Origin of the sequence: Allostreptomyces psammosilenae (genome assembly GCF_013407765.1) — a bacterium.
GTDB lineage: Bacteria > Actinomycetota > Actinomycetes > Streptomycetales > Streptomycetaceae > Allostreptomyces > Allostreptomyces psammosilenae.
In genome coordinates this window covers 1648558-1661211 of record NZ_JACBZD010000001.1, presented here as the reverse complement: position 1 = coordinate 1661211, position 12654 = coordinate 1648558, and the positions used below count along the sequence as shown (strand labels likewise).

The 12654-nt window shown below is 71.0% G+C and carries 15 protein-coding genes; 5 read left to right on the top strand and 10 right to left on the bottom strand.

Translation table 11 applies throughout. The features are described 5' to 3' along the window. Positions 1-64 precede the first annotated feature (64 nt). Together FHU37_RS06670 and FHU37_RS06665 are read right to left on the bottom strand one after the other, a co-directional pair. The gene (locus FHU37_RS06670; RefSeq protein WP_179813279.1) at positions 65-664 is read right to left on the bottom strand and encodes a 3'-5' exonuclease; all 600 of its coding nucleotides are present in this window, start codon (positions 662-664) and stop codon (positions 65-67) included. Between the two features lie 84 nt (positions 665-748). Continuing rightward, positions 749-1195 carry a hypothetical protein gene (locus FHU37_RS06665; RefSeq protein ID WP_179813278.1) on the bottom strand — a complete coding sequence of 149 codons (447 nt, stop codon included), beginning with the start codon at positions 1193-1195 and terminating at the stop codon, positions 749-751. 176 nt (positions 1196-1371) lie between these two features. Here FHU37_RS06665 and FHU37_RS06660 point away from each other — a divergent pair, with 176 nt between their 5' ends. Further along, entirely contained in the window at positions 1372-2277 is a 906-nt protein-coding gene (locus FHU37_RS06660) for an alpha/beta fold hydrolase (protein ID WP_179813277.1), read from the top strand. A gap of 157 nt (positions 2278-2434) precedes the next feature. Next, on the top strand, positions 2435-3199 hold the full coding sequence (locus tag FHU37_RS06655) for a GNAT family N-acetyltransferase (protein WP_179813276.1): 765 nt from the start codon (positions 2435-2437) through the stop codon (positions 3197-3199). A gap of 100 nt (positions 3200-3299) precedes the next feature. On the opposite strand, the gene FHU37_RS06650 is transcribed toward FHU37_RS06655, so the two are convergent. The 6 genes from FHU37_RS06650 to FHU37_RS06625 form a co-directional block, all read right to left on the bottom strand. After that, on the bottom strand, positions 3300-4079 hold the full coding sequence (locus tag FHU37_RS06650; RefSeq protein WP_179813275.1) for an ABC transporter permease: 780 nt from the start codon (positions 4077-4079) through the stop codon (positions 3300-3302). 11 nt (positions 4080-4090) lie between these two features. Then, on the bottom strand, positions 4091-4906 hold the full coding sequence (locus FHU37_RS06645) for an ABC transporter permease (protein ID WP_218903956.1): 816 nt from the start codon (positions 4904-4906) through the stop codon (positions 4091-4093). Further along, positions 4903-5922: an ABC transporter ATP-binding protein gene (locus tag FHU37_RS06640; RefSeq protein WP_218903955.1), complete on the bottom strand. Its 1020-nt coding sequence runs from the start codon at positions 5920-5922 to the stop codon at positions 4903-4905. Before FHU37_RS06640 ends, FHU37_RS06645 begins: the two co-directional genes overlap by 4 nt. A gap of 134 nt (positions 5923-6056) precedes the next feature. After that, positions 6057-6401, bottom strand: a complete 345-nt coding sequence (locus FHU37_RS06635; protein WP_179813274.1) for a hypothetical protein — start codon at positions 6399-6401, stop codon at positions 6057-6059. 92 nt (positions 6402-6493) lie between these two features. Beyond that, entirely contained in the window at positions 6494-6880 is a 387-nt protein-coding gene (locus FHU37_RS06630) for a hypothetical protein (protein WP_179813273.1), read from the bottom strand. Beyond that, on the bottom strand, positions 6877-7287 hold the full coding sequence (locus tag FHU37_RS06625) for an ATP-binding protein (RefSeq protein ID WP_179813272.1): 411 nt from the start codon (positions 7285-7287) through the stop codon (positions 6877-6879). The genes FHU37_RS06630 and FHU37_RS06625 overlap by 4 nt, the downstream gene beginning before the upstream one ends. Before the next feature lie 171 nt (positions 7288-7458). On the opposite strand from FHU37_RS06625, the gene FHU37_RS06620 reads away from it, so the two are divergent. The 3 genes from FHU37_RS06620 to FHU37_RS06610 are packed head-to-tail and all read left to right on the top strand — an operon-like array spanning position 7459 to position 8739. Continuing rightward, positions 7459-8316 carry a helix-turn-helix domain-containing protein gene (locus FHU37_RS06620; RefSeq protein ID WP_179813271.1) on the top strand — a complete coding sequence of 286 codons (858 nt, stop codon included), beginning with the start codon at positions 7459-7461 and terminating at the stop codon, positions 8314-8316. Continuing rightward, entirely contained in the window at positions 8313-8525 is a 213-nt protein-coding gene (locus FHU37_RS06615) for a DUF397 domain-containing protein (RefSeq protein WP_179813270.1), read from the top strand. The genes FHU37_RS06620 and FHU37_RS06615 overlap by 4 nt, the downstream gene beginning before the upstream one ends. A gap of 16 nt (positions 8526-8541) precedes the next feature. Beyond that, complete coding sequence (locus tag FHU37_RS06610; RefSeq protein WP_179813269.1) at positions 8542-8739, top strand: DUF397 domain-containing protein; 198 nt, start codon at positions 8542-8544, stop codon at positions 8737-8739. 330 nt (positions 8740-9069) lie between these two features. On the opposite strand, the gene FHU37_RS06605 is transcribed toward FHU37_RS06610, so the two are convergent. Next, a complete protein-coding gene (locus tag FHU37_RS06605; protein WP_179813268.1) occupies positions 9070-10836 on the bottom strand; it encodes an ABC transporter ATP-binding protein in 1767 nt (588 codons plus the stop codon). Then, the gene (locus FHU37_RS06600) at positions 10833-12638 is read right to left on the bottom strand and encodes an ABC transporter ATP-binding protein (protein ID WP_179813267.1); all 1806 of its coding nucleotides are present in this window, start codon (positions 12636-12638) and stop codon (positions 10833-10835) included. The genes FHU37_RS06605 and FHU37_RS06600 overlap by 4 nt, the downstream gene beginning before the upstream one ends. Positions 12639-12654: the final 16 nt, after the last annotated feature.

Here is a 12654-nt window from a genome sequence, read left to right as displayed (position 1 = left end):
CCGAACGGCCGGGGCCCGCGACACGGCCCCGGCCGCGCACCACTACACGGGCACGGCAGCGGGCCTACCGCCAGGAGTCGGCCGGCCGCTGGTCGGGGGTGGACGGCCAGGCGCCCCGTCCGGCCAGGTGGAGGACGAGGGCCGCGATGTTCCACGCGTCGTCCTCGCCCCGGTGGTGACGCCCTTCGAGCGGGAGCCCGGCGACGCGCAGCGCCTGCGCCATGCCGGGGCGCTTGCGCAGGCCGTGCGCCTCGGTGAAGACCGCCTTGGCGTTGGTGTGGCACCAGCCGAACGGATAGGCCACCCCGGCGGCCCGGCACTGCCGGGTGAACTGGTGGCGGTCGTAGTCGCCCCAGCTGGCCCACGGACGGATCCCGGCGTGGTGCTCGACCGCCAGCAGCCGGCACGCCTCGGCGAAGGAGACCCCCCGCGCCACCTCGGCCGCGGTCAGGCCGGTCAGTTCGGTGCAGAAGTCGCTCACCGTGGACCGGGCCGGCCGCACCAGGATCCGGTGACGGGCCACCCGCTCACCGGCGGCCACGTCGACGACGGTCAGGCCGATCTCGATGATCTCGCTGACCGCGCCCGGTGGCGGGGCGTCCGGCCAGCAGGTCGCCTCGACGTCCACGACGTTGAGCAGGCCGCCCGCTCCGGTGCTGTCCATGGTGCGCAAGCGTAGGGATGTGGGAGCGTCCCGGGCGACCGGTTTGCGCCACCGCTGGCCACCGCGGACCGGCCGGGCCCGCGTTCAGGAACCGCCCTGCTGGTAGCGGGCGCAGGCGCCGAGGAGGAAGGTCTCCAGTTCCTGCCCCACGATGCCCTCCTGCCTGGCCGTGTACTCGGTGATCAGGCGCATCTGGTACACCAGGCCGGCGGTCACCGGGATCCGGGACCGACCCGGGGGCGGCGCGTCGGGGCCGATCTGTTCGAGCACGAAGACCGACATGGGCGCCGGCTCCAGGGCGGCCAGCTCCGCCGGGTAGGCGCGTTGGAGCGCCTCCAGATACGCCTGGACCTCCTCGCGCCGCTCGTGGCCGGTGAACGGGCGCTCCATGACGTTGCGGAAGAACGCGGAGAGCACCCCCAGGAAGGCGTCCCGCGCCGCGTCGATGTCCGCCTGGACGTCCGGGCCGCGCCTGCCCTGCACGAACACGCCGTGCAGCGCGCGGTGCGCCGCCCAGGTCTCCGGGTTCATCCCGCCCCTCCCCGTGTGCGTCTGCGCCGCCCCTCGATCATGACACGCTGCGCCGCCCCGGGTGACGCGTTGTCGGAAAGTTCCCCCCGACACATTCCCATTGTACCAGAATAGCGACGAGAATTCTCGTCAACTCGGAATGGAAAAAGGCGAACCGTTTCGCTAATTTGGCGCCCATGACTGCGCGCACCGAATTGATGGTGGATTCCGGGGACGTTCGGCTGTGGACCGAACGGATAGGTGAGCCGAACGCCCCGGCGGTCCTGCTGGTGATGGGTACCTCCGCGCCGGGCATCGGCTGGCCGGACGAGCTGGTGGACGTGCTGGTCGCCGGCGGCCGGCAGGTCATCCGCTACGACCACCGGGACACCGGCCGCTCCACCTGCGTGGACTTCACCGCCCACCCCTACGCGCTGGCGGACATGGCCACCGACGCGGCAGCCGTGCTCGACGGCCACGGGGTGGCCGCCGCGCACGTCGTCGGGGCGTCCCTGGGCGGGGCGATCGGCCAGTGGCTGGCCGTGCACCGCCCCGAGCGGGTGCTCTCCCTGACCGCGCTGATGACCGGCCCGATGGGGCACGACGCGGGCCCCGCCTGGGCGCGCGCCCTCGCCGGCCAGGAGCCCGACCCGGACGACCTCCCCCCGCCCACGCCCCGCTTCCTGGCACACCTCGCGCACCTCGCGGCGTCGCCCCGGACCACGCGCGCCGAGCAGATCGAGGCCAACCTGGAGACCTGGCGGGTGCTCGGCGGCGACGTCCTCCCCTTCGACGAGGGCGCCGCCCGCCGTTTCGTGGAGGCCTCCTTCGACCTCACCACCAACCCCGCCGCCTCCCTCAACCACGACCTGGCCGGGCGCCGGATGACCGAGGACCGCCGAGTGCCGCTGTCCTCCATCACCGCGCCCACCCTCGTCCTCCACGGCACCGCCGACCCGCTGCGCCCACTGCCACACGGCCGCGCCGTCGCCGAGGCGATCCCGCACTCCCGGTTCCTCGCGATCGACGGCATGGGGCACGCGCTGTTCTCCCCCGGACTCCCTCGGAGGATCGGCGAAATCATCCACGAGCACACCGGCTAGGTGCATTCATCACGAGCGGGCCTGCGTCGAACGCGCTGATCGCTGGCGCGACACCGCCGACGGACGACACAAAACCCCATGCGACCTGCGCCCGGCCGTGCTGGGATCAGTCGCCATGAACGACCATCTCCTCGCTGAAGCCGACTTGATGGACAGGATGGAACGGAACCTGGCGGAACACGCCTGTCACCTGCACCGGGGCATGGCTGGTGCGACCGTCACGGAGGCCGGTGACCTCCTGGTCGCGGACAGCGGCCTGGACGACGACACCTTCAACATCGTGGCCGCGGCCCGTTTCACCGTCGCCGACGCCACGGCACGCGTCACCGAGACCGCTCGGACGCTGGCCCGCACCGGCCGCCGTTTCTCCTGGTGGGTGGGGCCCGCCTCGACACCACCGGACCTCTCCGCCCGCCTGACCGCGGCCGGTCTGCCGGCGTCCGAACACGAGACGGCCATGTGGGCCGAGCTGGACCACACCCCGCCACCGCCCTCAGTCCAGGGACTGGACATCCAGCGGGTGGCCACGCCGGAGCAGCTCGCCGACTACGCCACGGTTCTCGCGGCGAACTGGGACCCGCCTGCTGACACCGTCCGCCGCTTCTTCGCCCAGGCCGCCCCGCAGGCACTGGCCGCGCACTGCCCGGCCCGGTATCTGGTCGGCTACGTGGAGAGCCGTCCGGTCTGTTCCGCCGAGGTGTTCCATCACGCGGGAGTCGCCGGCATCTACAACATCTCCACCCTGGCCGCCCACCGCCGACGTGGCTACGGCGGTGCCATCACGCTCGCGGCACTCCGCGCGGCCCGCGACCGAGACCACCGCATCGCGGTCCTGCAGGCGTCAGCCGACGGCGAGCCCGTCTACCGCCGCCTGGGGTTCCGCTCCTGTGGCCAGTTCACCGAACACGCCATCAACCCCTGAACCACCGTGCCGGCGCACGCCCCAGCCGCCTGCCCCGGGCAACACCGACGCCCACTCCCGGCGCACGCCCCAGCGCCTGCCGCACGTTCCAGGCACTCCCCTAGCTGCTCGCGCTGTCGTACCGCGCCAGCCCGCGCCGCCAGACGAGCGCGGTGAGGGAGCACGACGCGATCAGGACGATTGGAGCGAGGAGGAGAGTCGGGGTGGGCTCCAGGAGTTGCTCGGCGGGATACGAGCCGCCGAGCGCCGCGGGGGCGAACGAGACCAGGACGATCTGGAAGGTGCGCGGAAAGAACCGGCGCGGATACTGCCCGGATCCTCGCCATGCGGCGGCCAGGTCATTGACCGGTTCGATGGAGCGGACCCAGAAGGCGAGAAAGGTCAGGTTGGCCCAGAAGGCACAGTAGGCGACGGTGCCGACGAAGGCCCACACCAGCATGGAGGCGACGGCATACGCACTCGGACCGAGATCGAAGGTCTCGGTGGCGACCAGGACGATCGCCATTCCGGTCAGGCACCTGCCGAGTTCGGTCGGTTGAATCCATCGCATGACCGCGTAGAAGAACGTCGGGACGGGCCTGATGATCGCGAGGTCGAGTTCGCCCTGGCGGATGGCGAGGTCGAATCGGCGCAGGCCCGGGGAGACGAAGCAGTCCATCAGGCCCGTGGTGACGGCGAAGACGCCGACGGCCAGCAGGGATGCCGGGGGGATCGCCGGATCGTGTTCGGCGTAACTGGTCACGACCAGCACCGGAACGATTCCGGCGATCAGCTCCCCCACGCTCGCGGCCAGGTGGATCCACGCCTGGGAGCGGAACTGCAGATCCCGCATCAACGCTTGGCGGATCAGGGCGACCCACACCCGGAGGGTCACGCTCACGGCCCGTCGGTTCACGCGCCGGCTCCATGGTAGTGACGGAGGCCGCGACGCCAGACGAAGCGGGCGGTCGCGAGGGCGAGAACGACCCAGGCCGCCTGGACCACCAATCCGACCCGGAGGTCGGCGGCGTTCGGCTCCAGGAGCGTCTCGATCGGAAACGCGACGATGTATCCGAAGGGCTGCGCCGCGAGGAACGGCCCCCACGCGGCGGGCATGACGGCCAGGGGCACGAGCGCGCCCGACAGGAAGAGCGTGACCAGTTGCCTGAACCGGTCCACGGCAGAGACGTCCTGCCACCAGAAGGCGAGCGATCCGACGATGACGTCGAGGCTGAAGGTCATCGTGGCGCCCATGAGGAGGGCCCAGGCGAACAGCAGCCAGGGTCCTGGCCGCGTGGGCAGGTGGATGTCTTCGTGGAAGGCCGCCGCCAGGGCGGCGAGCAGTGGCAGCAGCGTGGCGAGTTTGGCGATCTTCTCGGCGACGTTGTTGGCCGCGGCGGCGAGGTGGGTGGAGCACGGACGGACGAGCCAGGTGTTCAGGCGTCCCAGGCGGATGCTCTCGGCGAGGAACCTGCTGGTCCAGCTCGACGTGAGCATGGTGACCAGGCTCACCAGGACCAGATAAATGGTCAGGTACTCCTGGCTGACGGGTGACGTGCCGCCCTGGACGATGACGCCGCGCCACACCAGGAGCGAGACCAGCGGCGTGACGATGCCGCTCGCCTGCATCGCCAGCAGCCACCAGCGGTACTGGGCGATCATCTGGATCTCCTGGCGCAGCAGGGCGAGGAACACCGAGGCGTCGCGTCGGACGGTGTGAAGCGTCACGGCCGCCGTCCCCTGTCACCGAACACCTTCGCCATGACCTCGTCGAGTCCGGCTTCCACGATCCGGACGTCCAGGAGATCGCCCCATCGGGTCGCGGTCTGGACCAGTTCCGCGAATGGCTCGTTCCCCAGGCGCAGCCGAACGCTGCGCGCCCCGTTCTCAATGGACGCCCACAGGACGTCCGGAGGAAGGCGGGGGGCGTCGCGGTAGGTGAGCACCACCTCCCTGGGGATGTCGGCGTGCGCACGCAGCTCGGTGAGGTCTCCGTCGAACGCCATCCGTCCGGCGTTGATCACGATGACGCGATCGCAGAGCGCCTCGACATCGTTCATGTCGTGGCTGGTGAGCAGGATCGTGGTGCCGAAGGTCTGGTTGATCTCACGGAAGAGGTTGCGCACGACCACCTTCGCCTCGACATCCAGCCCGATGGTCGGCTCGTCCGCGAACAGCAGGGTCGGCCCGTGCAGAAGGGCCAGTGCGAGTTCGCAGCGCATGCGCTGCCCGAGGGAGAGGTTGCGGACCGGCGTGTCCAGGATGCCCGTGATGCCCAGCAGTTCGCCGAGGCTTCCGACGGCTTCGGAGAAGTCACCGCTCGGGATCCCGTACATGCTGCGGTGGATCCTCAGCGACTCCCGGGTGGACACGTCCCACCAGAGCATCGCCTTCTGACCGAAGATCACGGAGATCCGCGACAGGAAACTGGACGAGCGGTCCGACGGACGTTCCCCGCAGACGCTCAGGGTGCCTGCGGTGGGCTCCAGGAGGCCGCACAGCATTTTGACGACGGTGGTCTTCCCTGCCCCGTTCGGGCCCAGCAGGCCGACGATCTCGCCACGGCGCACCTCCAGGTCCAGCCCGTGGACGGCCTGAACGCTGGTGAGCTCGCGGTGGAAGAGGCTCCGGATGGCCCCCATGAGGCCCTGTGGCTGCCGGTGGAACTCGTAGGTCTTACCGAGGTTCCGCGCCGTGATGACCGGGTCGGGCTCTGAGAATCGTGCGCGCACGATGGACTCCACACCGACCGCGCAGGGCAAGGGGGTCGGTAGAAGGGGTCACATGCGGCGCTCCAGCCCTGGGGAGCCATGGGGATCGTAAGCACGTCGTCCGCGACTGACAACCGTGACGTTCCCGGGGCTCCCCGGTGGGCCAGTCAGCCCTCGGTGTCCGAGAACCTCCGCGCAAGGTCACGGTGGCGGTCTGCCGCGAGCTTGCCCTGGGCGGGGCTGACAGTCGATCCCGGCATACCACTCAGGCGCTCGACCTGCTCCGCGAAGCGGAGGTGCTCACGCCGCGCGTGCTCACGACAGGGCAGGCAGGTCACCCGATCCGGACGCGGAGAGGTCATCGCGTACGGGGCCCGCAGCCCGCAGCCGGTGGTGACGTGGCTCGGCAGGTCGCCCACCAGACCGAAGGTAGATGCCAGCACGTTGCGGACGGCGGCATCGCTTTGGAGCACCTTCGAGTCGACGTGGATGTGCGGATCGTTCCCGTCCATGAGTCCTCCCCCACCCCGCCCGGCTGCGTACTGCCAGGACGAGTGTGCCACGTGCCCCTGGCCGGCTGCCCCGCCCGCGCCGATGCGGCCGGTCATCTGATGGCTCTTCGACGGCAGGGGGCCTGCCGCAGTATCGGCAGCAGTTCGATGGGACGGGCGGAGAGCGTGAGTGTCACGTTGCCGCTGGTGAAGCGCCGGACGTAGGGGGTCTCGGTCGTCTCCAGGGCGATGGCGGAGTCACGGAAGTGGGCGAGGTCGCCGGCCCAGTGGTGGAGGGCGGAAGCGGTGGCCGGGTCGAGGGAGTGGGCGTGCTCGACGGCGTGGTGTCGCAGCCAACGGCACGCCTTGCCGGGGGACCAGACGATGTCGGTGAGGTGGGTGCGGGTTTGGAAGTCAGGGCCGGCGAGGGAGCGGGTGACCTCGCAGAGGTAGGCGCGCTCGGTGGGGAGTGAGCGGGGGCGGGGGCTCGGGCGCGTCAACAGGAGGCTCCGGGCGCCTGGATCTCGAACCAGACGGTCTTGCGGTGGGTGGGGGTGTGGTGTTCGACGCCCCAGTCGTCGGCGAGCGCGGAGACGAGGAGCATGCCGCGCCCTGACTCGTCGTCGGAGCGGACGTTGGAGCGGATGCCCGGGGCGTGCGGGTTGGGGTCGGAGACCTCGACGCGCAGGACGGCGGGACGGAGGGCGAAGCGGACACCGATGAGGTCGGTGGGGCGCGAGGCGCCGTAGCGGTAGGCGTTGGAGGCGAGTTCGGAGAGGAGGAGGGCGGCGGTGTCGGCCTGGTTGGTCGCGCGCCACTGGTCGAGTTGCTTGTGGAGTGCTTGACGGGCGAGCGGAACGCTCTCCGCGTGAGGGGAGAAGTGCCATTCGACGCTGTTCTCTCCCACAGGAACACCTCCAGGTCATGGATGGACCACGCTGAGTGACGCTCATCACGCTAGCCGACGGGTCGTCATGTTCGCAAGTCATCACTGGAGCGAACGCAATCCATCACGTGTGCGAGCGATGGGCGAGGTGAGGGATGATCAGGCAGACTGGAGCCGACGCAAGGAGGATGAATGCCCGCTGGCGGGAAGCCCACGGTGCGCAGCCGCAGGCTCGGTGCGGCGCTACGGCGGCACCGGCTGGCCGCAAAGGTGGATCAGGCCACCGCGGCCAAGGCCATCGACTACTCGGTGACGAAGGTCTCCCGCATCGAGACGGGCCAGGTCTCCGCGAGAGTCCTGGAACTGCGTGCCCTGCTGGACCTCTACGGAGTGCGCGACCAGCACGAGCGGGAACGCCTGGAACAGCTCGCCCGGCAGAGCAACGCTCGCGGCTGGTGGGCGGACTACGAGTCGGTCGGCGAGACGTACGCCGACTACATCGCGCTGGAGAGCGACGCCACACACATCAAGACGTGGGAAACTGTGCTCATACCAGGAATTCTGCAAGTTCCTCGATACGTCGAAGAACTACTCGCTTCAAATCCAGTGGTCGTGCCTTCGTCCCGCGTGCAGGAGTTCATAAAGGTCCGCCAAGAACGGCAAGCACGTTTCCGAGACAGCGGGGCACACCTCAGTGCGATCATCTGGGAGCCAGCCATCACGGCGCCACTGTTCTCCGCCGAGGCGCGCATGGCCCAACTTGATCACTTGTTGGACATCGGACAGCAGCCTCGCTATACGATTCGTGTCCTCCCACTGGCGGCAGGCGCGGCAGCAACCGTTTCGGTGCCCTTCACCGCACTGTCCTTCGGTAGCGAATCAGTGATCGATGCCGTAGCTGCGGAGAATATCACTGCAACTATGGTGATCGAGGAACCCCACGAAATCGCCGCATATTCCTACGCGTTTGACACGCTTCAGAACGCGGCCCTCGACCCAGACAGCACTATGGAACTTATCCGAGAAGTCAAGAACGACATCAAGGGATGAGAAAGTTGAACAACGCTCGAATCATCTCCTCGTTCCGCAAATCTTCGTATTCCACCCAGGGAGGCAACTGCGTGGAAGTTGCTGCGACGACCGATGGTGGCCGGGCTGTCCGCGATTCCAAGGACCCACACGGCACCATCCACCTCTTCACCCCCTCCGAGTGGTCCATCTTTCTGTCGCATCTCCGCGCCGGAAAGTTCGGCGGATAGCAGAGATCTCCAGCCGATGCGAGTCGTGTCTCCCTTTCGACGGTCTTCCCATTCAGGACAAGGAGGCAACTGCGTCGAGGTTGCCTCGACGAGTGATGGTGGCCGGGCCGTCCGCGATTCCAAGGATCCACACGGAACCATCCACTTCTTCAGCCCTTCCGAGTGGTCCGCCTTCCTCACCGCACTCCGGACCGGACACCTCCACCACAACTGACCCCAACCGCCGCTCGCCCGAGCCCTACCGGACTCGGGCGAGCGGCGTGCCCCACCCCGAACATAAACGCCTTGCGCATTTAACCCACCCCGTGTTACCCCTGGAAACAGGGGGGTGTTGAGTTATCCACAGGCAATAGAATCCCCCTTGCGGAACTAATCCACCTGTGCTACCCCTTGAAAACAGGGGGCGGCAGAGTTATCCACAGCGGACAACGACCCTCTTGCGCGGCGACCCCGTCCTGCGCTATCCCATGAAAACAAGGGGTGGAAAAGTTATCCACAGGGCGGAAACCACCCCTTGCGCCCGCCACGCGGCATCCGCTACCCATCATCCATCCTCCTCCCCGTGCCAGGAACGCCATAGCGCCGCATAGGCACCCCCGCCCGCCACCAGCTCCCGGTGCGTCCCCAGCTCCGTCACCCGCCCCTCCTCCATCACAGCCACCCGATCGGCGTCATGGGCCGTGTGCAAACGGTGCGCGACGGCGATCACGGTCCTCCCCTCCATCACCGCCGCCAGGGCACGCTCCGTCCGTCGCGCCGTCCTCGGGTCCAGCAGCGCGGTCGCCTCGTCCAGCACCACCGTGTGCGGATCCGCCAGCACCACCCGCGCCAGGGCCAACTGCTGCGCCCTCACCCCGTCCAGCAGCACTCCCCCGGCCCCCAGCTCGGTGTCCAACCCCCGCGGCAGCTCCTCCAGCCACTGCGCCCCGACCGCCGCCAGCGCCCTGCGCAGCTCGGCGTCGGTGGCGTGCGGCGCGGCGATCGACAGGTTGTCCCGCACGCTTCCCAGAAACACGTGGTGCTCCTGCGTCACCAGCACCACGTGCCGGCGCAGCCGCTCGGGCGCCAGCTCCGCGATCGGCACCCCGCCCACCGTCACCGTTCCCTCCCGCGGCGCCTCCACGCCCGCCAGCAGCCTGCTCAGGGTGGTCTTCCCCGCCCCCGACGGCCCGACGACGGCCAGCCGCTCCCCCGGCCGCACCGTGAGGTCCACCCCGCGCAGCACGTCGGCACCGCCCCCGTAGGCGTGGCGCACCCCCGTCACCTCGATCCGGTCGTCGACCGGAACGGCCGAGGTGGCGGCCGGCACCGGCGTGGCCGCCCCGCCGCCCTCGACCCTGGCGAAGGAGGCGCCGCTGCTCTGCAGCTGCTCCATCCGCAGCAGGATCCGGTCCAGCGGCTGGGCCAGCTGCCGCAGGTAGACGGCGGCGGCGACCACCGTGCCCAGGCTGGTCGCGCCCCGCTCGTGCAGCAGCCCGCCGACCAGCAGGACGCCGACCACGGGGACGACATGGGACATGTCCACGGCCGGGAAGAGCACGCTGCGCAGGAACAGGGTGTGCGTCCGGGTGCGCCGGCACTCCTCCACGGCCTCCTCGGCGACCGCGAGCCGCCGGCGGCGGAGTCCGAAGGCGTCCACGGTGCGCGCTCCGGCGGCGGTGGAGGCGAGCACCTCGGCCAGCGTCGAGTTGGCCGCCCCCTCGGCGAGGTAGGCGTCGCGCGCCCTGCGCAGGTACCAGCGGGCGGCGAACCAGATGCCCACCAGCCCCAGCAGGCCGCACGCCCCGAGCAGCGGGTCGAGGGTGAAGACGGCGCCGAGGATGAACAGCGCCTGGACGGCCGCCACGAACACGTCCGGCCCGACGTCCCGGAGGGTGATCCCCACCGTGGCCACGTCGGCGGTGCCGCGGTTGGTCAGGTCGCCGGTGCCGGCGCGCTCCACCAGCGCGGGAGGCAGCGCCAGCGTCCGGTCGACGAACCGCTCGCGGACGCGCGCCGACGTGCGCTCGCCGAACCGGTGCGCGACCAGGCCGGCCCAGCGCGCCAGGAGGAGCTGGGCCAGGGTGAACGCCCCGATGGCCAGGGCCAGGCGGTCCACGGTGGCCACTCCGGCGCCGGCCCGGACCTCGTCGATCAGGCGGCCGAGCAACCACGGGCCGGCGAGGCCGACGGCCGCGGTCAGGGCGCTCAGCAGGACCATGGCGGTGAAGGCGCGTCCGTCCTGCCGGACCAGCCGGATCGCCGCCCGGCGTACCTCGGGGCGCCCGGCGACGGGCAGCGCCCGGTCCGTCCGCCGGCCGGGCGCCGTCATCGGTTCACCTCGGCCTGGGCGGAGGGCTCCACGGCCTCCGGCTCCACGGCCTCCGGCTCCACGGCCTCCGGCTCCGCCGCCCCGGGCTCGCCGGCGAGGGCGTCACGCTCGTCGTCCGTGTCGCGGGCCACCAGCCGGCGGTAGTCGGGGCGCCGGCGGAGGAGTTCGCGGTGGCCGCCGACGGCGGCGACCCGGCCGTCGACGAGGTAGCAGACGGTGTCGGCCTGGTCGAGCAGCAGCGGCGAGGTGCTGGTGACGACGGTGGTGCGGCCGGCGCGGGCGGCGCGCAGCCGGCCCGCGACGGCGGCCTCGGTGTGCGCGTCGAGCGCGGAGGTGGGCTCGGTGGCCAGGAGCACCTCGGGCTCGGCCAGCAGCGCCCGGGCCAGGCGGACGCGTTGCCGCTGGCCGCCGGAGAGGTTGCGGCCCCGGGCCTCGACGGCCGCCTCCAGTCCGTCCGGCAGGCCGAGGACGACGTCCTGTGCCACGGCCGCCCGGACGGCCCGGTCGATCTCCTCGTCGTCACGGTCCCGGCGGCCGGTGACCACCTCGCGCAGGGTGCCGGCGAAGAGGTCGGCGTCGTTGTCCGCGACCAGGATCCGCTCGCGGATCCGCGGCAGGGCGATGCCGTCGAGCCGCGCCGCTCCCCAGGTGGCCGCGGAGTCGACGAACCGGCCGAGGCGGTCCAGCACGGCGGCGGCCTCCGCCGGCCGGGCGCTGACCAGCGCCGTCAGCCGCCCCGGGGCCACCTCGACGCCGGAGGCCGGATCGCGCAGCACGGACGGGGCGTCCGGTCCGTCCGCGCCGTCCGTGGAGCGTGGTTCCAGCGCCAGGAAGCGGATGACGCGCCGCGCGGCGACCAGGCCGCGGCTGATGTCCGAGCCGCTCTGGATGAGGAACGCGACCGGCACCACCAGGACCGCAACGTACCCGTAGACGGCCACCAGTTCGCCCACCGTGATGGAGCCCGTGGCGGCCATTCGGGCGGCCAGCCAGGTGACGACGGCCAGGAAGAGCGCGGGGAGGCCGACGCCGAGCGCCCCGATCCAGCTGGTCACCGCGCCGACCCGGTAGCCCTCGGCGAGCAGCCGGCGGGAGTCCCGCCGGTACCGCTCGGCGTACACCTCCTTGCCGCCGAGGCCGCCGAGGACGCGCAGCCCTCCGACGATGTCCCCGAAGCGGGCGGCCAGTTCCCCCTGCCGGTCCCGATAGCCGGCCGTCGCCCGCTGCAACCGGCCCAGCATCGGTCCGACCAGCACCGCCAGCAGCGGCACGCCCAGCAGCACCACGGCCGCGAGCAGCGGCGAGACGGACAGCAGCAGGGCGGCCACGACGACGTAGGCGACGACCGCCCCGACGCCGGGTCCGGTGACGGTCAGCGTGCCGCCGACCGTCCCCACGTCGTCGAACCCGATGGTGACCACCTCGCCGGCGGTGACCCGGTGCGGCAGCACGGCGCCGAGCCGGGTGGTCTGGTCCACCACGAGCCGCACGGTGCGCAGGGCGGCGTCCATGCGCACCCGGGTCATCGTGCGGTGCCGCATGATGCCCAGCCACGCGTTCAACGCCCCGGCGCCGAAGAGCGCGGCCACCCAGCCGGACAGCGCGGCCCGGTCGCCGGCCGCCAGGCCGTCGTCGACGGCGCGGGAGAGCAGGTACGGCGGCAGCGTGAGGGCGACCATCCAGGTGCTGCCCAGCAGGGCGCCGGCGGCGGCCCGGCGGCGCTGGCTGGTGACCAGCCACCACAGGTACCGCGCGGGGCCGCGGAGGTCCGGGGTACCGGGATCCTGGGACGCGTCAGTCATTCCCCGGGATCTTACT